The organism is Lacticaseibacillus casei DSM 20011 = JCM 1134 = ATCC 393 (assembly GCF_000829055.1).
GTDB lineage: Bacteria > Bacillota > Bacilli > Lactobacillales > Lactobacillaceae > Lacticaseibacillus > Lacticaseibacillus casei.
Map to the genome: position 1 here is coordinate 586,421 of NZ_AP012544.1, position 20,954 is coordinate 607,374.

The following is a 20,954-nucleotide window of genomic DNA, read 5'->3' on the forward strand; positions in this document are numbered from 1 at the left end:
ACATAGAAAGCTTTGGATTTTTCAATCTTGGCCAAGTAAGCACAACCACTTTTCAATCACCGTAAGGAGGGGCATATGGCACTGTTCGAATTACCTTTACAAAATGATACGTCCCGAAAGATTATCCATCTCGATATGGACGCTTTTTACGCCTCGATTGAAATGCGCGATGACCCGCGACTGCGAAGCAAAGCCTTGGTGATTGCCCGCGATCCGCGAACGACCGGCGGAAAAGGCGTTGTGACGACGGCTAATTATGTGGCTCGGGGCTATGGCGTGCACTCGGCTATGCCTGCTAATGAAGCCTTGCAACTGGTGCCGCGATCGGAACTGGTGTTTAAAACACCGGACTTTCCTAAATATAAAGCTGTCTCAGCCCAAATTCATGCCTTGTTTCATCGAGTCACTGATTTGATAGAACCAGTTGCGTTTGACGAGGCATATCTGGATGTGACGGCTAATCACGCTTTTCCCAGCACCATTGCATTGGCCTTATGGTTGCAGGATCAAATCAGTCAGGCCACGCAACTGACCAGCTCCATCGGTATTTCTTACAACAAATTCATTGCCAAACAGGCGTCTGACTATAACAAACCCAACGGTCGGACCGTGGTGCTACCGGAACAGGCATTACTGTTTTTGGATCGCTTACCGATTAAACAGTTTCGCGGCGTCGGGAAAAAGACGCTGCCGAAATTAACGGATTTAGGCGTGACTGATGGCCAAACGTTGCGTGCGTTATCGCAGGATCAGCTACTGGGAATGTTTGGCAAAATGGGTTTTGTGCTGTACCAACATGCCCGTGGCGTCGATAATCGCCCGGTGGCTGTGCGGACGGCCAAGTCGATTGGTAAGGAACGAACGTATGGCACACCACTGACTGACAGCACGAGTGTCCAGACCCAGCTGCGTAAATTGGCAGCGATGGTGGTGACATCCTTGAATCAAAAAGGCATGCATGGCAAGACCGTTGTCCTTAAAGTCCGGGATGTCGATTTTAGCACCCAGACAAAGCGCTTAACTCAAGATCATTATTTTGAAAATGAACAGGATATTTTTGCGGCTGCATGGCAACTTTGGCAAAGCGTCAAGTTACCGAAGTTAGCGATTCGCCTGCTGGGCATTACCGTGACCGGCCTCGATCCTAAACAGTATGAAAATATTGATTTGCCATTAGGATGAGGATTGGAACTGCTTTCATTGTCATGCCGCCTGTGGCCGAATGGTACTGTTCCCATACTGTCATAGTACAGCCAAAGCTATGGTATACTAACGATAGATTGCAATGAGGTGATGGTATGGCAACAAAGCATGAGCAGATTCTGGATTATATTGCGAATTTAGCGGTCGGCAAGAAAATCTCGGTTCGATCAATTGCTAAACATTTGAAGGTCAGTGAAGGTACTGCCTATCGGGCGATTAAGGAAGCCGAGAATACCGGTTTCGTTTCCACAATTGCCCGGGTCGGAACGATCCGAATCGAGCAAAAACCGTTAAATCCAATTGAATCCGTCACGTTTAAGACGTTAGTTGATTTGATTGATGCTAACGTCTTAGGCGGTCATGCCGGCATGGATAAGAAGCTCGATAAATTCGTGATTGGTGCGATGACGCCGGCTGCCATGCGGCCATATATTACGCGTAATTCATTGCTGATTGTCGGAAATCGTGAAGACGTTCAGCGCCTGGCACTTGAAGACGGTGCCGCAGTGTTAATCACTGGGGGATTTGAAACCAGTCCGGCGATTATTGCTTTAGCAGATAATCAGCAGCTACCAGTGCTGCAGACCGCTTATGACACTTTTACCGTGGCGACAATGATTAATCGGGCTTTGTCCGATCAAGCGATTAAGCAGGATATTTTAACGGTTGCCGCGATTTATACGCCACTTTCCCAGATTGAAACAATCGGCGTCGAAGCAACAGTGGGCGATTATCTGGCCATGACGGATCCGCATTATCCGCTACCGGTTATCACCCGCAACGGTCGCCTGGTTGGATTGATGCGTCCGGCATTGGCAGCTGGCAAAAAGCCAACCGTGCCGATCGAGCGGTTAATGCAAAAAGATCCGCAAACCGTAAAACCGTATTTGAGTGTTACCACAGTCGGACACACGATGCAGGATAATGGCATGAATGCGATGCCGGTGGTCGATGACAGTTGGAATCTACTCGGAATCGTGACGCGCAATGCAGTCTTTTCCAGTTTGACCGGGATTGCGCATAGTCGGGAATTGTCCAATACCATTGCGGATCAAGTCAGTGCCCAATTGACGGCGATCACGCCGCAAAAGCCGTACGGTGGTGGATTTGAACTCAAAACGGTGCCGGCGATGACCAATGCGTTGGGGACGATGAGTTTTGGGGTCCTTGCTGAAGCCATCAATAGCTGCACAACAAGGTATCTCCACGCTAGCGGGCGGCGAAATGTGTTGGTTGAAGGTGTGAATCTGACCACTTTCCGCCCTGTACAACTGGAAAGCATTGTGACCGTTTTGCTACGGGTACTTGAACTGACACGCCATGATGCCACAGTTGATGTCGATGTCCTCAGCGATGGGGTGCAGGTGGCCAAGGCGGTTGTGACCTGCCAGCTACTAGAAAGGAATTGATCAAACATGATTCAAACCGATATTATCAACGCCATTAAGGCCAATAATCCCATTATTATTCACCGGCACGTGAACCCGGATCCGGATGCATTGGGGTCCCAGGTTGGCTTGGCCGAAGCCATTCGCGCGGGTTTTCCGGACAAGCAGGTTTATCAAGTCGGCAGCAATACCGGAAATTTAAGTTGGTTGGCGCAGGAACAAACCATCAGCGATGATGTTTATCAAGATGCACTGGTGATTGTGACCGATACAGCTGACACACCGCGGATTTCGGATACGCGCTTTAATCAAGGGAAAATGCTGATTAAAATCGACCACCACCCTAATGATGATGCTTACGGCGATCTTACCTGGGTCGATAACGATGCTAGTTCGGCATCCGAGCTGATTTACGATCTTATTGCGGCCAGTGATGGCACGTTAAAATTATCGGATCAAGCGGCAAGGATGCTTTATGCCGGCATTGTCGGTGATACCGGCCGCTTTCTTTTTAACAACACGACGCCGCATACGTTGCAGGTAGCCGCCGAGCTTATTAAAAAAGATTTTGATCCGACTGCGATTAACAATCGGATGAACACGGTCACGTTGGACCAAGCCCGACTGCAAGGGTATGTGATTGACCATTTGAAGATCAGTCCTGCCGGGGCAGCGAGCGTTACCGTGCCACGTACTGCCATTGAGGATCTGAAATTAGCAGACGATCAGGTAAGTGCCGTGGTCGGAACACCTGGCCGACTCGACATTGTTGTCGCCTGGGCCGAATTTATCGAACAGGCAGAAGGCGGGTACCGAGTTCATTTACGTTCTAAGGGGCCCATTATCAATACACTCGCAAAAGCGCACAATGGCGGAGGGCATCCCTTGGCCAGCGGTGCCAAAGCCGCTAATTTTGACGAAGTGATTCAAATCGAAACGCAACTTGATCAATTGGTCAAAGACTATTCAACTTCAGGAAAGTAGGCATTATGGAGAATCAATTTAAACAATATCAAATCAAGCCGTTCGTGATCGCCGGCCTTGATGCTATGGGGATCACGCAACCGACGCCGATTCAAAAAAAGGTGATTCCGGCCTTATTGCGCGGGGAGAATCTTGTGGGTCAGAGTCAGACAGGCAGCGGGAAAACCCACGCCTTTTTGGTACCGTTGCTTAGCATGGTCGATCCTGAACAGGATGCAACCCAAGTGGTCATCACGGCCCCTTCCCGCGAGCTCGCCAATCAGATTTATGCGGTCGCCCAACAATTGACCCAAACGGAACCGGCGATTCGGATCAGTCGGTTAGTCGGCGGGATGGATAAGCAAAAGCAGATTGACAAACTGCAGCATCATCAGCCACATGTTGCCATTGGCACACCGGGGCGGATCTTAGACATGATAAAACGTTATGATTTAGTGCCGGCTTCGGTTCGTCATTTTGTCGTCGATGAAGCCGATATGACGTTGGACATGGGTTTTCTGGAGACTGTCGATGCGATTGCGTCTAGTTTTCCGGAGAATTTGCAGATGGCCGTTTTTTCTGCCACCATTCCGCAAAAGCTCGAACCGTTCCTGCGTAAATACATGCATCACCCCACAATGATTGAACTCAAACCACAGTCCGTCATCGCTGACACCGTTGAGAATATTCTGATTGCTGCTAAAGGACAGGATAAAAACGAACTGGTTTATCAGCTCGTCACGATGGGCCATCCGTTTTTGGTGTTGATTTTTGCCAATACCAAAACCAGCGTGGATGCGATTCATGATTACCTGAAACATCAAGGGTTGAAAGTTGCCAAGATTCATGGTGGCGTCCAACCGCGTGAACGCCGGCGCATCATGAAAGAAGTGGCTGATCTTAAATATCAATACGTGGTTGCGACTGATTTGGCTGCGCGTGGCATTGATATTAAAGGGGTTTCGATGGTGATTAATGCCGAGATTCCGCGAGACCTGGAGTTCTTTATTCATCGAGTAGGGCGGACTGGACGAAACGGCTTGGCTGGTACGGCGATCACGCTTTATGAACCGGGACAAGAAGATCAGGTTGCCGAGTTAGAGCATATGGGCATCAAGTTTGCGCCTAAGACCCTTCACAAAGGCGAATTGGTCGACACGTATGATCGGAATCGGCGCGTTCACCGTAAGCCTAAGCAGGAAGAAACAAGTCTGGCGATGCGCGGCTTAGTCAAAAAAGCCAAGCAAAAGCATATGCCAAACTATCGTAAGAAAATTCGCACTGCTGCGTTATTGGAACGCAAACGGAATGCCAAAGTTGCCCGTCGCCAAGCCTTATTAGCCGAAAAACGTAAAAACCGCAAACGAGGATAAAAATATGGCCGTAAACGAGTTGACGCTGCCGACATGGAATACCCTGAATGAAAAACGGCAGCGCTTTATTTTTCAACAGCTGACTCGCTATTTCTTAAGTCCATTGCTGACAGTTGACGCAATTCGTCCGGTGACCGCCACGTTTTACGGTCAGACACTTCACACTTTTGAAGCGATGATCGGTGGCGAATGGGTGCGGTTGGTTCCGGGGATGACGAATGTCAGTCTGGGATTCGCTACGAATCATCAAGAAGAGTTGGCACCTTACCTGGCGCAAAGCGATTTGACTCTGGCTGACATTCAACAGCTGCTTTCACCGGTTAGAAAAACCGACATGCCTCCTATGTTGGTCGCAACCAGGGCAACGCCAGCCAATGAGGAGATTTTGGGACGGGTTAGTTTGACCACCCGAATTTTCAAGGGCAACCATATGGCATATGCGGCAATTCGCGCGCAGGTACTGGCGTTACTGGATCGCCATGGCAGCCTTGATCCATTTTCGCAAACTGGCTGGCCGGCTACCCTGACAAGCGGCAGCGTCAAATTGCGATTGGCCAGTGCGCATCATTATCAGGTCAGTATCGTTAAATCGTGGCGTAAAGCTGATCTGAGCAAGTCACTGAGCTATTTTGGCTTCCGTCTGCCGACTCAGGATCAATATGAATACCTGCAAAGTGGCGGTAACCCCAGCCTGTTTCCATTCGGCAATACGCTACCACTGGAAATGCCGCGGTATTTGCCTAACCGCTTTGGCCTGACCATTCCGGTTAAACGAACCGGTAGTGAGCTGATTGTCGAAGACTTGCAAAAAAGCACGGCATTAACTGCTCAGCCGACAGCAAAAGAGGCATTGGCGTTATCGCCGTTTTATCAGGTTCCAGGTGAAGTAGATTTGTCATCTGCCGTGTATCGTCGGGTTGCGACAATTACGGTGAATTAGTCGCCAAGCCTTCATGCTCCTTAACAAAGTGAGTTGACCCCACTTTTCAGAAAAGCTATAATGAACAACCGTTAGGACATGCGTCGACCCCTGTGTGAGACAGAAACAACCGCGTTAGTTGAGAACGGTTGCGCCAGGCTAAGATGTGCTCCCTGATATCAGTTGAACGAATATTAATGAAGTGGTAATGAGTCGCATCATTGCAACCAAGGTGGTACCGCGTGCAAGCGCCCTTGGCAGCAATGGTGCTTTTTGTGTTAACGTGCTTACCAGCCCAGAGGAGGAAGTGCCAAAGTGAAAAAGATGTCAAGTGGCGAAATTCGCCAAATGTTTCTGGATTTTTTTAAGAGTAAAGGTCATGCCGTTGAACCAAGTGCTTCGTTGATCCCGGTCGACGATCCGACTTTGTTATGGATCAATTCCGGTGTTGCGACGCTGAAGAAGTATTTTGATGGCTCGGTCGCACCGGACAATCCGCGGATCACCAATGCCCAAAAGTCGATTCGAACCAACGATATTGAAAATGTCGGGAAAACTGCGCGCCATTTAACCTTTTTTGAAATGCTAGGCAACTTTTCCGTTGGTGATTATTTCAAAAAAGAAGTGATTCCGTGGGCGTGGGAGTTACTGACGAGCCCTAAATGGTTCGGATTTGATCCTAAGCGTCTGTACGTGACGGTTTATCCAAAAGATAAGGTAACTAAAGAACTATGGCGCAAGGTCGGGGTTCCTGACGATCACATCGTTGAAGCGGAAGATAATTTCTGGGACATTGGTGAAGGCCCATCCGGTCCGGATTCCGAAATTTTTTATGACCGCGGCCAATCGTTCAACAATGTCGCTGAAGATGATCCGGAGAACTATCCCGGCGGTGAAAACTCGCGGTATGTTGAAATCTGGAATATTGTCTTTTCAGAACTGAATCATTTACCAGACGGGCGCTTTGTCGAGCAACCACATAAGAACATTGATACTGGCATGGGCTTGGAACGTTTGGTTGCCGTGATTCAAGGGACACCAACGATTTTTGAAACCGACCTGTTCATGCCGATTATCAAGGCGACCGAAAAGATGAGTGCTGGCAAAAAATACGGTGCCAATGCGCAGGATGATGTTTCATTTAAAATCATTGCGGACCACGCGCGGACGGTGACATTTGCGATTGGCGATGGCGCCTTGCCAAGTAACGAAGGTCGCGGTTACGTGTTGCGGCGGCTGATCCGGCGTGCGGTTCTGAATGGCAAAAAGCTAGGCATCGATCACGATTTTCTGTATCAATTGGTACCGGTTGTCGGCGAAATCATGAAGAGCTATTACCCACAGATTCTGGCTAACCAACCATTTATTCAAAAGGTGATCAAATCCGAGGAAACGCGATTCCGCCAGACATTGGATGCCGGTGTCAATCTGTTGAATCAGATCATTGCCGAATTGAAGAAAACCGGCAAGAAAGAAATTTCCGGCGCCGATGCCTTCAAGTTGTTTGACACATACGGGTTCCCGGTTGAAATGACCAATGAGTATGCGCAGGACGAGGGTTTACAAGTCGATATGGTCGGCTTCAAAAAGAACATGGCCGCGCAACGTGATCGGGCCCGTAAAGCGCGCGGCGATCGCCAGTCTATGGGCAGTCAGGATACGGTTTTAATGAACATCACAACGCCAAGTAAATTTACCGGTTGGACCGAATTGGATCATAAGCATGCGACCCTGCAGGACATTATTGTCGACGATCAGCTGCAGGATGATGTCAGTGACGGCACGGCGCAGTTGATTTTTAACGAGACCCCGTTTTATGCGGAAATGGGCGGCCAGGTCGCCGATCACGGGCAAATTAAGGCGCAAGACGGCACGGTATTGGCAGAAGTAACTGATGTGCAGCATGCACCCAATGGCCAGAATCTGCATACGGTGACCGTTAACGGTAAGTTGGAAAAAGGCCAAGCATACTGGCTGAGTGTTGATCGGCTGCGACGGAAGAAAGTTTCGCTTAACCATACGGCGACCCATTTGCTTGATCAAGCACTGCGCGATGTTTTAGGCGAGCATACTCACCAGGCAGGTTCATTAGTCGAACCGGATTACTTGCGGTTTGATTTTACGAACTTCGGACAGGTAACCCCGAAACAGCTCCGCGAAGTCGAAACGATTGTTAATCAGAAAATCTGGGATGCTTTGCCGATTACCTGGAAAGAGATGCCAATCGAAGAGGCCAAGAAACTTGGCGCGATTGCTATGTTTGGGGACAAATATGGCGATGTCGTGCGGATTGTGTCGATTGGCGATTATAACAAGGAATTCGATGGCGGCACGCATCCAACCAACACCAATGCATTAGGATTATTCAAGATCACCAGCGAATCCGGTATCGGTGCCGGTATTCGCCGGGTTGAAGCTGTGACCTCTAAGGAAGCTTATGAATATCTGACGCAACAACAGGATTGGCTAAGAGAAACCGCAGATCATCTGAAAATTGATCAGGTGAAAAACGTGCCAAGCAAGGTAGCCCAACTGCAGGCTGATCTTAAAACCGAGCAGAAAACAGTGGATGGGTTGCAGGCAAAACTTGCTGCCCAAGCTGCAGCTGGTATTTTTGACCATGCCGAAACGGTTGGCGACTTCAAGATCATTACCAAACAGGTTCAAGTTGCCGGGATGAACGAGTTGCGACAATTGGCCGATGAATGGAAAACCAAGAACGCTTCGGATGTGCTGGTGCTGGGAACGGAAGCCAATGGCAAGGCAAACTTGCTGGTAGCAGCCAATGCAACCGCGAATAAAGCCGGCATCAAAGCAGGTGACCTGATCAAAGCCATCGCGCCAAAAGTTGGCGGTGGCGGCGGCGGTCGTCCGGACATGGCTCAGGCAGGCGGCAAGAATCCGGCCGGTATTGCAGCAGCCTTAAGCGAAGCCAAGCAGGTTATTGGCCAACAAGCTTAGTAAACTGAAGCCGTTTTACTGGTAATCATGGTCAGCTTCAGTGCCTAAATTGATCCTCTTGAATGCCATTTAAATAGTTGTACCGTGCGTCAGAATTCGCTAACAGTTATTTTGTTAGTCGAATCCTGACGCATTTTATTTTTGGCGTTATGAGCGCGATGATTCATGGTAGAATGAAGAAAACGATTCTATTGGGGGTGAGTAGCATGAGAGCGTTGCGGTTGGCCTTAACCGATTTCTTGGGGACGCGGGAGGTTTATCAAGTCGTCTGTCGCGATAACCTGGTTAACATAGATTATATTGTTGATCCGACAACGCTGGAAGGAGCGGCCGAGAATGAATTGACAGGAGCGGATGCTGCGGCGTTTATTGCCAAACTATCCGCGCTCGACTTCAATGCCTGGCGCAAACCGTCAGCTGAAAAGTCACCGATGCTGGCTGACACGCGCTGGGAATTGACGATCACTGACGATGGTGGTCAGAAGGATCGCTACGAAGGCGGTCAGCCACTTCCTGAAAATTTTGAAACCTTGCTTAGTTTATTGAAGTATGTCGTTACCGTTCCGGGCGGCCACTTTTTGCCAGCCACAGCATGGCAGTTGGATTATGTCCGCTTTGGCACCATCCAGTTGCCGAAGTTCGATGGGCCGGGCCGCTTTTTAAATCGGCAATTACGTTATCGGCGAACGTACCTGATTGATGCGTTGAATAATCAAGTGGTTCTGAAAACTGCCTACGCCGAGCCACTTTCCGATCATGATGTTGTCTATCATGACCCTGAGCTGGTAGCATCCTTAGCTAAAAAGGTGACCGATGCTGTGGCTGGTTTAGGCGATTTAACCGCCATCACTGTCGATCCTGCTCAGCGGCCGCGAGCGATTCTGGTATTGACGGTAAAGTATCCGCACGGCGAGCCAACGCAACTTCAAGTGAATGCTGAAACCGACTTGAAGATGAAGAAGTTATGGCAGACAGTCATTGCGGCCATTCAGAATTTTCGGCGGATCGGTGAACGACGTGATCTGCAGGAAGCTTATCAACTCGGTCCGCAGTTGATGCATTACATTAAAGTCAACTTCCGGCAAGGGTCCAAGGATTATTTGTATAAAACCGATTTGCCTGGACTGCAGGAAGGCGACGTGGTCATCGTTCCGGTGGGAAATGAAGGGCGTACGCTGCATGGTGAGGTTGTCGATGCGCAGGTTATGCCGCCGATTCATTTTCCAGTGCATCCTGATAAGATTAAACAGGTGATCGGCTTGGCTGATTGGGATGACGAGGATGATGATTGGGTGTAACAGACGCTTTCATTGACTTTTTACTTACTTTTGCTCAGGAATTGTACATTTGCCTGGCTTTCAAATAAAATGGTCTGTGAAGCGGATAGAATAGAGGTGTAAGAATGAGCACATTAGATCAAACCGTTCACTTTGATTTTCGAGATAACAATCCGAAAAATGTTCACGAAACGTTGGAAACTGTGTATAAGGCGCTTGAGGAAAAAGGCTATAACCCGATCAACCAGATAGTGGGGTATCTGATTTCTGGGGATCCAGCCTATATTCCTCGGTACAATGATGCGCGTAACCTGATCCGGAAACATGAGCGCGACGAGATCATTGAAGAGCTTGTTCGAAACTATCTTGGCAAGGAGCAAGCTTAATGCGCTTAATGGGGTTGGACGTCGGTTCTCGGACTGTCGGGGTAGCGATCAGTGATCCTTTAGGCTGGACGGCACAAGGTCTGGAGATTATTCGGATCAATGAAGATAAACAACAGTTTGGGATTACACGCCTCAAAGAGTTGGTCAAGCAATATGAGGTGACCGCCTTTGTTTTGGGTTTACCCAAAAATATGAACAATTCAATTGGACCACGCGCAGAAAAGTCACAGGCTTATGGTGATTTACTTAAAGAGACGTTTGGTTTGCCAGTTGACTTTATTGATGAGCGGCTTACAACCGTTGAGGCTTCGCGGATGCTGATTGAAGAAGCAGACGCCAGCCGTAAGCGGCAAAAGCAGGTCATTGATAAAGTGGCTGCTCAGATGATTCTACAAAATTATCTGGATGCAAAAGGTCCCTTGACGAAGCAATAATCATGGCAGGTGGCAACACAGGTTCCGCCTGTATTTAAGGAGAAGCAAGATGGCGAATAACGAACATGTAACGCCCGGCGATGACAATCAGCAGATTACGCTGATCGATGAAAAGGGCAACGAAGAGCTCTATCAGGTTTTATTCACGTTTGATTCCGAAGATTACGGCAAAAGCTACGTGCTTTTATACCCTGCCAGCGAAAGCGATAATCAGGAAGTTGAAATCCAGGCTTTCTCATTCACGCCGGATGCAAACGGGGATGCCAGCTCGGGAGATCTTTTTCCTATCGAAGACGATGAGGAATGGGATATGGTCGAAGAAGTCCTAAACACCTTCTTGGCCGATGACGATTCAAATCTACAAGATTAACCAAGTCATCCCCCTAGCAGGCCACCGGAATTGGTGGTCTGCTTTTTGTGTGAGCGTGAACTGGCGCGGTTAGGAGCCGGAGTGTAAGTGGCCTTGGGCGTGATGGCCCGGGCTTGGCCATTGCGACCGAGGTCCTTACATGCAGGCTCCTGCGCCAGTGAACGCGTTATGGCAACCGAGCACATTTCGAGCAGATAACTCCCAATTTCAGTCGCATTTACCCGCACCTGCTCGCGACCGGTTAACTATGGTAAAATACACCTTAAAAGAGTGGAGGCATTCGCGTCATGACTGAGGAGAAGCGCCGCTTTAAAGCCATTATTGGCGGTAAAGCGTATACGATTATCGGACCCGGATCCGAGCAACATTTTTTGACCGTGACGAAGCTGCTGAACGAACGGCTGGATCAAGTTAAAACGCTTGCACCGGATATGACCGCCGAAGAGCAGGCCGTTTTAGTTGCCTTCAATGCTGTTTCTGATCAGGTTAAACTGTTAGCGGCCCAACAGGATGAGCCGGATCAAAAGGCATAGTGGGGGAACGACTTGATTTCGATTGCGATTATTTTAGTGTTGGCATATTTTTATTACAGTGGGGCACGTCTTTTTATTACAGTGGGGCACGTCGCGGGGCTGTGTTGCAGTGGCTACACGTGGGCGGATATGCCCTGAGCTTTTTGGCAGCAACTGCCTTGGCCCAGCCATTAGGGGAACACTTCACGTTATTAATTCCTTATCCATCAGCGACTAATGCCGGTCAATTTGCGTTTTATTCCGATAAAATCGGTTTGACGTTAGATACCGCGTTTTATCGCGGCTTTGCTTTTTTACTGGTACTGACGATCGGCTGGTTAATGACTCGAATTATCTCGTTGTGGTTTCATGATTTGACTTATAAGGCAATGGGTCACCGCAAAAGTGCTGTCATTGGCGGCATCGCTAATTTGGTGATTGGGTATATTTTTTTGTTTCTCATTTTGGCGTTGCTGGCGTTGATTCCGATTGCCGGGATTCAACAGGGACTCGACCATTCAATTGTTGCCAAAGTCATGATTAAATATTCACCGGGGTTAACACAATTTGTGAATGCCCTTTGGTTGTGAACACAGTGACGCTCAAGGACGGAGAACGGATGTCTTTGGGCGCTTCGTGGTTATAGGAGCAGAACATGAATAAAAAGATTTTAAAAACACTTGAATACGACAAGATTCAGCAAGCACTGTTGCGTCAAGTCGTAACGGCGAAAGGACGGCAGCTGGTCCAGAATATGGTGCCGTTAACGGATCCGGTGGCCGTACAACGGGCGCTGGATGAAACCGCTGACGGAGCCTCAGCATTACGGCTCAAAGGTGGCATTCCGGTTCCCCAGCTGGAAAATATTGATCCGGCATTAAAGCGAGTCGATATCGGGGCCGTTTTGAATGGCCAGGAGTTGGCCAGCATCAGTCGGGTGTTGCAAACAGTGAGTGCCATCGATAAATTTTTGACTGACTTACAGGATCAGATTGACTTTCGGCAGTTATATACGTTGCAAGAGGAACTGACAGCATTGCCGCAATTATCTCGGCGTTTGAAGACTGCCGTTGATCCAGATGGCACTTTAACTGATGAAGCCAGTCCCGAGCTGCACGGGATTCGTGAGCAAATTAAACGTATTGAAAGCGATATTCGTAACAAAATGTCTGAATATACGCGTGGCGCCCAGTCAAAATATTTGAGTGATCCAATTGTAACGATTCGTGACGATCGCTATGTCATCCCGGTGAAAGCAGCGTATCGCAGCAAATTCGGTGGTGTTGTGCACGATCAAAGTGCCACGGGGCAAACCCTTTTTGTTGAACCACAAGCTATCGTCGCGTTGAATAACCGTCTGCGTGAGGCTCAGATGGCAGAAACAGCCGAAATCAATCGGGTGTTGGCTGAGCTATCAAATGAGTTGGCACCCTATACAGGGCAGATCAAAGCCAATGCGGCGGTTTTGGGCCATTTTGACTTTATTAACGCTAAAGCCAAGTTGGCTAAGGACCAAAAGGCAACCGAACCACTTGTTTCATCCGATAATGATGTCCTGTTGCGGCAGGCACGCCATCCGTTAATTGACCGGCATCAGGTGGTTGGTAATGACATCCCACTGGGAGCAGATTATCAGGCAATGGTGATCACGGGCCCCAACACCGGTGGAAAAACGATCACCTTAAAAACGTTAGGGCTATTGCAGCTCATGGGTCAATCCGGCTTGTTTATTCCGGCTGACGATGAAAGCCGCATCGGCATTTTTGATGAGGTTTTTGCCGACATTGGCGATGAGCAGTCGATCGAGCAGAATCTGTCCACTTTTTCGGCCCATATGGATAATATCGTGCACATTCTTAAACAGCTTTCCCGCAATAGTCTGGTGCTGTTTGATGAATTGGGAGCAGGCACGGATCCACAGGAAGGTGCGGCGCTGGCGATTGCAATTTTGGATGCGGTCGGCGAAATTGGCGCGTACGTGGTGGCGACGACCCATTACCCGGAACTGAAATTGTATGGCTACAACACGCCAAAAACCATCAACGCGTCGATGGAGTTCGACAGCAAAACGCTGCAGCCAACCTATCGCCTGTTGGTCGGTGTTCCCGGTCGGTCAAACGCCTTCGATATTTCGATGCGATTAGGCCTACCGCAGTCGATTGTCGATCGGGCCAAGTCGATGATTAGTTCCGACAGTCACGAACTCAACAACATGATCAGTGATTTGGAAAGACAACGTAAGGCAGCAGAAAATACCCGGGCAGCTGCGCAACGGCAATTGGCAGATGCCCAAGCGCTTCACGACGAATTGGCTGATGCGTATAAGACATTCACCACTGAACGGGACGCTCAGTTGCAACAGGCGAAGGAAAAAGCCAATGCCATGGTTGACAAGGCGCAGGCAAAAGCGGATAAAATTATTAAGCAGCTGCGGCAAATGCAACTGACCAATCCGGGATCCGTCAAAGAAAATCAATTGATTGCGGCCAAAACCGCCCTGAAGCATCTGCATCAAGACGAGCCACTGCAAAAAAATCGGGTGCTTCGGCGTGAACGGGAAAAGCAGGCCTTGCATGTCGGCGATGAGGTGAAGGTCGCCAGTTATGACCAGACTGGCACTTTATTGGAACAGTTCGACAAGGATCATTGGCAGGTTCAGATGGGCATTTTGAAAATGAAGGTGCCGACGTCAGAACTGGAAAAAGTCAAACCAACCAAACAGGCCTCCGTCCAGCGGCCAGTGGTCAAAGTTAGTGGCGGTGGCATGAGCGGCCCGTCTACCACGCTGGATTTGCGTGGCGAGCGCTATGAGCAGGCAATGGCCGATTTGGATCAATATATTGATGCAGCATTGTTGGCGGGCTATCCGTCGGTGACGATCATTCATGGTTTGGGCACCGGCGCGATTCGCAATGGTGTGAACCAATATCTGAAGCGTCATCGGCAAGTGAAAAGCTTTGGGTTTGCCCCGCAGAATGCTGGTGGATCCGGGGCAACGATTGTTAATTTCAAGTAGCTGGTAGTATTTTACCAGTGAATGTGCTATGATTTAGTTATAAAAAGTAAGAGGAGGAATCCGTTCATGGTTCAAGCAGTCACAGATTCAAACTACAAGACGGAGACCGACACTGGCGTCACCCTAACCGATTTTTGGGCGACATGGTGCGGCCCTTGTCGTATGCAGAGCCCAGTGATCGAAAAGTTAGCCGAAAGCCGCGATGACGTTAAGTTCGTCAAGATGGATGTCGACGCTAACCCGGAGACGCCAAAGTCCTTTGGCATTATGGCGATCCCAACGCTTGTTATCAAGAAAGATGGCAAGGTTGTCGAGAAGCTGGTTGGCTATCAAACCAAAGATCAGCTCGATGCAACACTGAACAAGTACACCGCTTAATTGAAGCAAAAGGACCAACATTCTGGTCGGAGGCTGCAGTCTGAATAAGGCTGTGGCCTTTTTTAGAAGTGTCAAATAAGACGCGTAACTTTTTAGCACACAAGCAGGTTTGTGCGAAAGTTACGCGTCTTTTCTTTTTCATAACCAGATTGGTGAGACTCAAAAATTGGGGGTTAAAGCAAATACCGTTCACTGTGGATATAAAAAACATGATAAAAAGACGAATCTTAATCCAAACCGAGGAAAATCAGTGGGATTTTTCAGATGTAATCGCTATATTAGGGTTATTTCATCGTGGTGGTTTAGCCTGGGAAACGACCTGTATTGAACACGCATAAACGCGTCCGACGTTGGTATAACAGGAACTTTGAGATGTTAAACAATTGTTTGGGTTGAAGCCCGGCAGATAGTTGTCTGGTTCACATTACGAAACTGTTAGGTGATTGTTACGCTTTTCGTTGGCGAGGCGTTTTCTGTAAAACTATAATAGACGTGTAATTAAGAACGTGGGGTGACAAGATGTTCGCAAAATTAAAAGCGGTGTGGGAGAATCCCACATTTCGGTTCATCTTTTGGACCGTCACGTATTTCGTGATTCTGCTGGTTCTGGTTTATCTATACGGATACAGTGGCATCAATAACAGTAAATTCATCTATAACGAGTTCTAAAAAGGGGGAAAACCGAGATGATCGATAATGTCATCACAGCGATTGATCGGGTCGCCGCAGAGCATCCAACGCGCGTGGCTTATGATTATGAAGGTAAACAGTACACATACGCGCAGTTAAAAGACGGCAGTGATCGCTTGGCCGGTTTCTTTGCGGAAACCTTGCCAGATGGTCAGCCGATCATTGTGTATGGCGGACAAACCTTTGATATGGTCGAGGTTTTCCTTGGGCTTTCAAAATCAGGGCATGCCTACATTCCGATCGATACGCACAGTCCGAATGAACGGATCACGCAGGTCCAGGATGTTGCCCATGCACCGGCCGTCATTGAAGTCGCTCCGCTGCCGATTACGGTGCCAGACGTCCAGATTATTAAGGCGCCGGAACTACATGACGCCGAAAAGACGCATGAACCGATTCGCTCCTTGCAACATGCCGTCGCCGGAGACGATAACTACTACATCATTTTCACGAGCGGCACAACCGGCAAACCAAAAGGCGTTCAGATCAGCCACGAAAATCTGTTGAGCTATGTTAATTGGAATATCTCCGATTTTGGCCTCCAGGAAGGCGTCGTTTCGATGTCCCAACCGCCGTATTCGTTTGACTTAAGTGTCATGGATCTATATCCAACGTTGGTACTCGGCGGCACGTTAAAAGCTTTGCCAAAAGAAGTGACTGACAACTTCAAAGACTTATTTGCAACGCTGCCAAAACTCGGTCTGAATGAATGGGTTTCAACCCCGTCATTTGTCGAAATTGCCTTGCTAGATCCGAACTTTAAACAGGAAAATTATCCGAACCTGACGCATTTTCTATTCTGTGGTGAGGAACTTGTCAATAAAACCGCACAGGAGCTGATTACCCGCTTTCCCAAAGCAACGGTCTATAACACTTATGGTCCGACAGAAGCAACGGTTGCCGTGACCGGTATGGCGATCACGCAAGAAATTGTCGATCAATATCCGCGGTTGCCAATTGGGTATGCCAAACCTGACACCGATATTTTCATTGTTGATGAGCAAGGCAATCAAGTGCCGCCTGATACGGAAGGCGAGTTAATGATTGTCGGACCAAGTGTTTCTAAGGGTTATCTCAATAATCCGGATAAAACCGCAAAAGCTTTCTTTAAAGTTGGCAGTAAGCGGGGTTATCGGTCCGGTGACTTAGCAACAATGACGGCAGATGGCATGATCTTTTATCGTGGTCGTACCGATTTTCAAGTCAAACTGCACGGTTACCGCATTGAGCTGGAAGATGTTGACCATAACCTGAATCAGGTTTCGTATATCAAACAGGCGTCAACGGTGCCGCGCTACGATAAGGATCATAAAGTAGCACAATTAATCGCCTTTGCGGTTGCCAAGCCTAACGACTTCGATAGTGATATGAAGTTAACGCAGGCGGTCAAAGCCGAACTGGGCAAGATGGTGATGGAATATATGATTCCGCAACGCATTATCTATCGGGATCAATTACCATTGACAGCGAATGGCAAGGTTGATCGCAAAGCACTGATTGCAGAGGTAAATCATTAATGCTGAATTTACAACCTTATGAAAATCCACAGTATTTTCTCTATTTGATCATCGCCTTGCTGCCGGTCATCATCGGGATGTTTAAGGGCTTCAGGATGCATTGGTATGAAAGTATCTTTTCACTAGTGTTCCTGGTTCTGATTTTTGACGCTGACAAGTGGCCACAGGGTAAGGCACTGTTGGGATATGTTGTCTTCAACCTGTTGCTGGTATATGCCTACTTCAAGTATCGCACGCGAGAAGGGTCGAAAAACTCGACGGCTGTGTTTTATCTCAGTGTTGCGTTAGGCATTGCCCAGCTAGCGGTTGTCAAGTTTACCCCGTTGTTCCAACATCACGGCTCGATTCTGGGTTTTCTGGGAATTAGTTATCTGACCTTCCGTGTCGTCGGAACGATCATGGAAATCCGGGATGGCTCGATCAAAGACCTGAATATGTGGAAGTTTGTCCAATTTCTATTGTTCTTCCCAACGATCTCAAGCGGCCCGATTGACCGTTATCGCCGCTTCGTTAAAGATTATGATCGGGTCCCTGATCCTGAACATTATGCCCAGCTCGTCACAAAAGCGATGCATTACTTGATGCTCGGGTTCCTTTATAAGTTCATTCTTGGCTATATTTTTGGGACTTTGTGGCTGCCTTCCGTCGAGCATATGGCGATGGCAAGCCGCGGTGGGGCATTCTTGGGACTCAGTTGGCCGATTGTCGGCGTCATGTACGCTTATTCCGGATATTTGTTCTTCGACTTTGCCGGTTACAGTTTGTTTGCGGTGGCCATTTCGTATTTGATGGGCATCGAGACGCCAATGAACTTCAACAAGCCGTGGATGTCTTATAACATTAAGGACTTCTGGAATCGTTGGCATATGAGTCTGAGCTTCTGGTTCCGTGACTACATTTACATGCGGTTCGTGTTCTTCGTGATGAAACATAAGTGGCTGAAGTCACGCGTTTCGACGGCGTTTGTCGGTTATCTGGTGTTATTCCTGATCATGGGTATTTGGCATGGTGAACACTGGTATTACATCGTTTACGGGTTATTCCACGCTATGCTCATCAATTTGACCGATGCTTGGCTGCGCTTTAAGAAGAAGCACAAAGACTTCTTCCCGCACAATAAGGCAACGCATTACTTTGCTATTTTCATGACAGCAAATGCAGTCTGCCTTTCGTTCTTGATTTTTTCCGGGTTCTTGGACACACTGTGGTTCCATTAAAAATGTTGTGGTAAATGGCCGGTCGTTCAATGACCGACTGGAGTTGAAAAGAAAGAGGTAGTTGATAATGGCAGACGAATCAATTAAAAATGGTGTTTTGGATATTTTGGCTGATTTAACCGGTTCTGACGATGTGAAAAAGGATTTGGATATGAACTTGTTTGAAACCGGGCTGTTGGATTCAATGGGAACCGTACAGCTGCTGTTGGAACTGCAAAGCCAGTATGGTGTGAACGCACCGGTATCCGAATTTGATCGTAAGGAGTGGGATACTCCTAATAAAATCATTGCAAAGGTCGAACAAGCACAATGAAAAAACCGATCGGGAAGATCCTTTGGCGCGGACTTGGCCCGCTGCTGATCGCTGTGATCCTGGTCGCCGCCTTGATGCTCGTGCCATTTAAGTTTGGCCGCAGCAGCCAAGCGACGATCAGGCAGGCAGCCAGTTCAATGTCGGCCAACGTGCTTAAAGGCGAAAATATTAAAAATGAAGCCATGGCCGAGAACTATGTCCCGTTCATTGGGTCATCCGAATTGTCGCGGATGGATGCTTTGCACCCTTCCGTATTGGCGCAAAAGTATCATCGCAGCTATCGTCCGTTTTTGATGGGGATGGCCGGCACCCAATCGCTGACACATTTCCTGTCGGTCAACGCGTTGACGCATGTGAATGGGAAAAAGGCTGTGATGGTGCTGTCGCCGCAATGGTTTGTTCCTGGCGGTGTGCGCAAGGCACAGTTTGACTTCTTCTTTTCTCCGGCGCAACTGACGACTTTCTTGTTGCATGCTAATCCGAATTCAGAAGCGGATCGCTATGCAGCGCGCCGATTGTTACAGTTTCCATCGACGAATTCGGATCGGATGTCCAATGGCGCGCTAAAAAATATCGCTGCCGGACAGAAGCTGTCGGATGCCCAGTATTGGTATTTGAAGCAAGTTAAAAGTCCGATGGCTGATCATCAGGATGCTTTGTTCTCGCAGTTGTTTTTAAATAATAATCAGCCGAAGTTGGACAAAGCGGCTAAACAGCTGCCTGCAAAGTATGATGCTGATGACTTAGACGGCGTGGCGACACAGATAGGCATGAAGGAAACAACGAACAATCCTTTTGGACTTAAGAATGACTTTTATTCGAAAAGAGTCAAAAAGAATTTGCCTAAGCTGGAGGGGTCACAGGCACACTGGAGTTATGTGAAATCGCCAGAGTATTCAGATCTGCAACTGGTATTGAATACATTTGCGAAGAAGCATATGGAAGTTTTGTTTGTCATTCCGCCAATCAATGCCAAGTGGGCAGCCTATACCGGCCTGGATCTTGGCATGATTCAAAATACCGTGACAAAGTTGAAATACCAGCTGAAAACGCAAGGCTTCAACCACGTTTTGGATTTAAGCCAGGATGGTGGCCAACCATACTTCATGGAAGATACGATTCATATTGGTTGGCGCGGTTGGCTTAAAATGGACCAAACTGTCCGTCCGTTCCTTAAAACGAATAAGGCAGCAAGAATTCATTACAAACTTAACGACCAGTTTTATACGAAGAGTTGGCAGCAGCGGTCTGCTAATGGCTTAGACTGAAGCTCTGAAAATAGCGGTAGTTAATGCTTGCGTCTGACGAAAAGCGACCCCGAAGACAAATGGCGTCTTCGGGGTCGCTTTTGCGTGATTGCATTTATTTCAAGCTGTTTGGGCTTACCGACAAGCCAATGGCCCACCTGCATGAAGGCTATTGATCGTCGGGCGCCAGATCAATGAGATGATCGGCAGTAGGTTGCGAATCTTGATTGTCCATGACAACGGTTAGGACAACGTTTTGGTCACGCCGTTGAATCGCACTGCCGCCTTCAACGGCAAAGCCCAAGACCTGTTGCAATGATTGGGCTAAAAACCCGGCTTCAAGTTGAAAGTCTGGGTCATCGTATGTACGAATACGGGTTGCCACGACGTCTCCAGCCAGCAAATATTGGCGCTCCTGGCGCATTTGTTTGAGCGGCGTTAATGTACCGAAACCAACCTGGGTAAAGAGTTGCGGTAAGGCGGTTTCATCGACTGGTAATTTGGTTGCCAAATCACGCCCTGACCAATAGAGAATATGGTGCTGTTCTTCACCCAGCATGTTCGGCAACATTAGATCGCGCATTGCCGTTACCGCAAAGAATGAGACCGAGCCGGGAAGGTTCAGCAGGGTGGTATAATCAGATTTTGCCATGTTGTGCCTCCTGTTTCTATTCGTCTAGTATAGCCGAAAAACGGGTTTAAAAACATGCTTTTCTGAACGCTTGCTTTTTTTAAGATTTAAACTCACAATGAAGTTTCAGAGTTTTATCGCGACAGATAAGTATCAGGG

At 48.3% G+C, this 20,954-nt stretch carries 19 protein-coding genes and 1 pseudogene; 19 read left to right on the forward strand and 1 reads right to left on the reverse strand.

Annotated features, from left to right (window positions below; genetic code table 11):
- Positions 1–75 precede the first annotated feature (75 nt).
- The 19 genes and pseudogenes from dinB (at position 76) to dltD (ending at position 20,185) form a co-directional block, all read left to right on the forward strand.
- Positions 76–1,182, forward strand: a complete 1,107-nt coding sequence (dinB, locus tag LBCZ_RS02845) for a DNA polymerase IV (protein WP_025012315.1) — start codon at positions 76–78, stop codon at positions 1,180–1,182.
- 116 nt (positions 1,183–1,298) lie between these two features.
- Positions 1,299–2,612, forward strand: coding sequence for a DRTGG domain-containing protein (locus LBCZ_RS02850; RefSeq protein WP_025012316.1), 1,314 nt, complete (start codon positions 1,299–1,301; stop codon positions 2,610–2,612).
- A gap of 6 nt (positions 2,613–2,618) precedes the next feature.
- Entirely contained in the window at positions 2,619–3,575 is a 957-nt protein-coding gene (locus LBCZ_RS02855; protein WP_032958313.1) for a DHH family phosphoesterase, read from the forward strand.
- Between the two features lie 5 nt (positions 3,576–3,580).
- On the forward strand, positions 3,581–4,927 hold the full coding sequence (locus tag LBCZ_RS02860) for a DEAD/DEAH box helicase (protein ID WP_025012318.1): 1,347 nt from the start codon (positions 3,581–3,583) through the stop codon (positions 4,925–4,927).
- A 4-nt stretch (positions 4,928–4,931) separates the two neighbouring features.
- Positions 4,932–5,867 carry a hypothetical protein gene (locus tag LBCZ_RS02865; RefSeq protein WP_039639526.1) on the forward strand — a complete coding sequence of 312 codons (936 nt, stop codon included), beginning with the start codon at positions 4,932–4,934 and terminating at the stop codon, positions 5,865–5,867.
- A gap of 294 nt (positions 5,868–6,161) precedes the next feature.
- Positions 6,162–8,807 (forward strand): alanine--tRNA ligase, encoded by a 2,646-nt coding sequence (gene alaS, locus LBCZ_RS02870; RefSeq protein WP_025012319.1) that lies wholly within the window; start codon positions 6,162–6,164, stop codon positions 8,805–8,807.
- A gap of 206 nt (positions 8,808–9,013) precedes the next feature.
- Entirely contained in the window at positions 9,014–10,105 is a 1,092-nt protein-coding gene (locus tag LBCZ_RS02875) for a hypothetical protein (RefSeq protein ID WP_025012320.1), read from the forward strand.
- Positions 10,106–10,209: 104 nt separating this feature from the next.
- Positions 10,210–10,470, forward strand: coding sequence for an IreB family regulatory phosphoprotein (locus LBCZ_RS02880; protein WP_003564007.1), 261 nt, complete (start codon positions 10,210–10,212; stop codon positions 10,468–10,470).
- Positions 10,470–10,904, forward strand: a complete 435-nt coding sequence (gene ruvX / locus LBCZ_RS02885; protein ID WP_025012321.1) for a Holliday junction resolvase RuvX — start codon at positions 10,470–10,472, stop codon at positions 10,902–10,904. Before LBCZ_RS02880 ends, ruvX begins: the two co-directional genes overlap by 1 nt.
- Positions 10,905–10,953: 49 nt before the next feature.
- On the forward strand, positions 10,954–11,274 hold the full coding sequence (locus LBCZ_RS02890) for a DUF1292 domain-containing protein (protein ID WP_010493750.1): 321 nt from the start codon (positions 10,954–10,956) through the stop codon (positions 11,272–11,274).
- Between the two features lie 287 nt (positions 11,275–11,561).
- Positions 11,562–11,807 carry a cell division protein ZapA gene (locus LBCZ_RS02895; RefSeq protein WP_025012322.1) on the forward strand — a complete coding sequence of 82 codons (246 nt, stop codon included), beginning with the start codon at positions 11,562–11,564 and terminating at the stop codon, positions 11,805–11,807.
- A 12-nt stretch (positions 11,808–11,819) separates the two neighbouring features.
- A pseudogene (locus tag LBCZ_RS02900) lies at positions 11,820–12,376 on the forward strand (CvpA family protein).
- Between the two features lie 65 nt (positions 12,377–12,441).
- Positions 12,442–14,802, forward strand: coding sequence for an endonuclease MutS2 (locus tag LBCZ_RS02905; protein ID WP_025012324.1), 2,361 nt, complete (start codon positions 12,442–12,444; stop codon positions 14,800–14,802).
- A 66-nt stretch (positions 14,803–14,868) separates the two neighbouring features.
- Positions 14,869–15,180 carry a thioredoxin gene (gene trxA, locus LBCZ_RS02910; RefSeq protein WP_010493758.1) on the forward strand — a complete coding sequence of 104 codons (312 nt, stop codon included), beginning with the start codon at positions 14,869–14,871 and terminating at the stop codon, positions 15,178–15,180.
- A 519-nt stretch (positions 15,181–15,699) separates the two neighbouring features.
- Positions 15,700–15,849, forward strand: coding sequence for a teichoic acid D-Ala incorporation-associated protein DltX (locus LBCZ_RS02915; protein WP_005714493.1), 150 nt, complete (start codon positions 15,700–15,702; stop codon positions 15,847–15,849).
- A 17-nt stretch (positions 15,850–15,866) separates the two neighbouring features.
- Positions 15,867–17,387, forward strand: a complete 1,521-nt coding sequence (gene dltA / locus LBCZ_RS02920; RefSeq protein ID WP_039639519.1) for a D-alanine--poly(phosphoribitol) ligase subunit DltA — start codon at positions 15,867–15,869, stop codon at positions 17,385–17,387.
- A complete protein-coding gene (gene dltB / locus LBCZ_RS02925) occupies positions 17,387–18,604 on the forward strand; it encodes a D-alanyl-lipoteichoic acid biosynthesis protein DltB (RefSeq protein ID WP_025012325.1) in 1,218 nt (405 codons plus the stop codon). The genes dltA and dltB overlap by 1 nt, the downstream gene beginning before the upstream one ends.
- Positions 18,605–18,671: 67 nt before the next feature.
- Positions 18,672–18,917: a D-alanine--poly(phosphoribitol) ligase subunit 2 gene (dltC, locus tag LBCZ_RS02930; RefSeq protein WP_010493765.1), complete on the forward strand. Its 246-nt coding sequence runs from the start codon at positions 18,672–18,674 to the stop codon at positions 18,915–18,917.
- Positions 18,914–20,185, forward strand: coding sequence for a D-alanyl-lipoteichoic acid biosynthesis protein DltD (dltD, locus tag LBCZ_RS02935; protein ID WP_025012326.1), 1,272 nt, complete (start codon positions 18,914–18,916; stop codon positions 20,183–20,185). The genes dltC and dltD overlap by 4 nt, the downstream gene beginning before the upstream one ends.
- Before the next feature lie 148 nt (positions 20,186–20,333).
- On the opposite strand, the gene LBCZ_RS02940 is transcribed toward dltD, so the two are convergent.
- Positions 20,334–20,816, reverse strand: coding sequence for a DUF2507 domain-containing protein (locus LBCZ_RS02940; RefSeq protein ID WP_025012327.1), 483 nt, complete (start codon positions 20,814–20,816; stop codon positions 20,334–20,336).
- Positions 20,817–20,954: the final 138 nt, after the last annotated feature.

What these genes read in the sequence shown, in the direction of transcription:
- LBCZ_RS02865 (WP_039639526.1), top strand. Translation starts at nt 4,932, where the DNA reads ATGGCCGTAAACGAGTTGACGCTGCCGACATGGAATACCCTGAATGAA.
- dltD (WP_025012326.1), top strand. Translation starts at nt 18,914, where the DNA reads ATGAAAAAACCGATCGGGAAGATCCTTTGGCGCGGACTTGGCCCGCTG.
- trxA (WP_010493758.1), top strand. Translation starts at nt 14,869, where the DNA reads ATGGTTCAAGCAGTCACAGATTCAAACTACAAGACGGAGACCGACACT.
- LBCZ_RS02890 (WP_010493750.1), top strand. Translation starts at nt 10,954, where the DNA reads ATGGCGAATAACGAACATGTAACGCCCGGCGATGACAATCAGCAGATT.
- LBCZ_RS02875 (WP_025012320.1), top strand. Translation starts at nt 9,014, where the DNA reads ATGAGAGCGTTGCGGTTGGCCTTAACCGATTTCTTGGGGACGCGGGAG.
- LBCZ_RS02905 (WP_025012324.1), top strand. Translation starts at nt 12,442, where the DNA reads ATGAATAAAAAGATTTTAAAAACACTTGAATACGACAAGATTCAGCAA.
- ruvX (WP_025012321.1), top strand. Translation starts at nt 10,470, where the DNA reads ATGCGCTTAATGGGGTTGGACGTCGGTTCTCGGACTGTCGGGGTAGCG.
- dltA (WP_039639519.1), top strand. Translation starts at nt 15,867, where the DNA reads ATGATCGATAATGTCATCACAGCGATTGATCGGGTCGCCGCAGAGCAT.
- LBCZ_RS02880 (WP_003564007.1), top strand. Translation starts at nt 10,210, where the DNA reads ATGAGCACATTAGATCAAACCGTTCACTTTGATTTTCGAGATAACAAT.
- LBCZ_RS02855 (WP_032958313.1), top strand. Translation starts at nt 2,619, where the DNA reads ATGATTCAAACCGATATTATCAACGCCATTAAGGCCAATAATCCCATT.
- LBCZ_RS02860 (WP_025012318.1), top strand. Translation starts at nt 3,581, where the DNA reads ATGGAGAATCAATTTAAACAATATCAAATCAAGCCGTTCGTGATCGCC.
- LBCZ_RS02915 (WP_005714493.1), top strand. Translation starts at nt 15,700, where the DNA reads ATGTTCGCAAAATTAAAAGCGGTGTGGGAGAATCCCACATTTCGGTTC.
- dltC (WP_010493765.1), top strand. Translation starts at nt 18,672, where the DNA reads ATGGCAGACGAATCAATTAAAAATGGTGTTTTGGATATTTTGGCTGAT.
- LBCZ_RS02895 (WP_025012322.1), top strand. Translation starts at nt 11,562, where the DNA reads ATGACTGAGGAGAAGCGCCGCTTTAAAGCCATTATTGGCGGTAAAGCG.
- LBCZ_RS02940 (WP_025012327.1), bottom strand. Translation starts at nt 20,816, where the DNA reads ATGGCAAAATCTGATTATACCACCCTGCTGAACCTTCCCGGCTCGGTC.
- dinB (WP_025012315.1), top strand. Translation starts at nt 76, where the DNA reads ATGGCACTGTTCGAATTACCTTTACAAAATGATACGTCCCGAAAGATT.
- dltB (WP_025012325.1), top strand. Translation starts at nt 17,387, where the DNA reads ATGCTGAATTTACAACCTTATGAAAATCCACAGTATTTTCTCTATTTG.
- LBCZ_RS02850 (WP_025012316.1), top strand. Translation starts at nt 1,299, where the DNA reads ATGGCAACAAAGCATGAGCAGATTCTGGATTATATTGCGAATTTAGCG.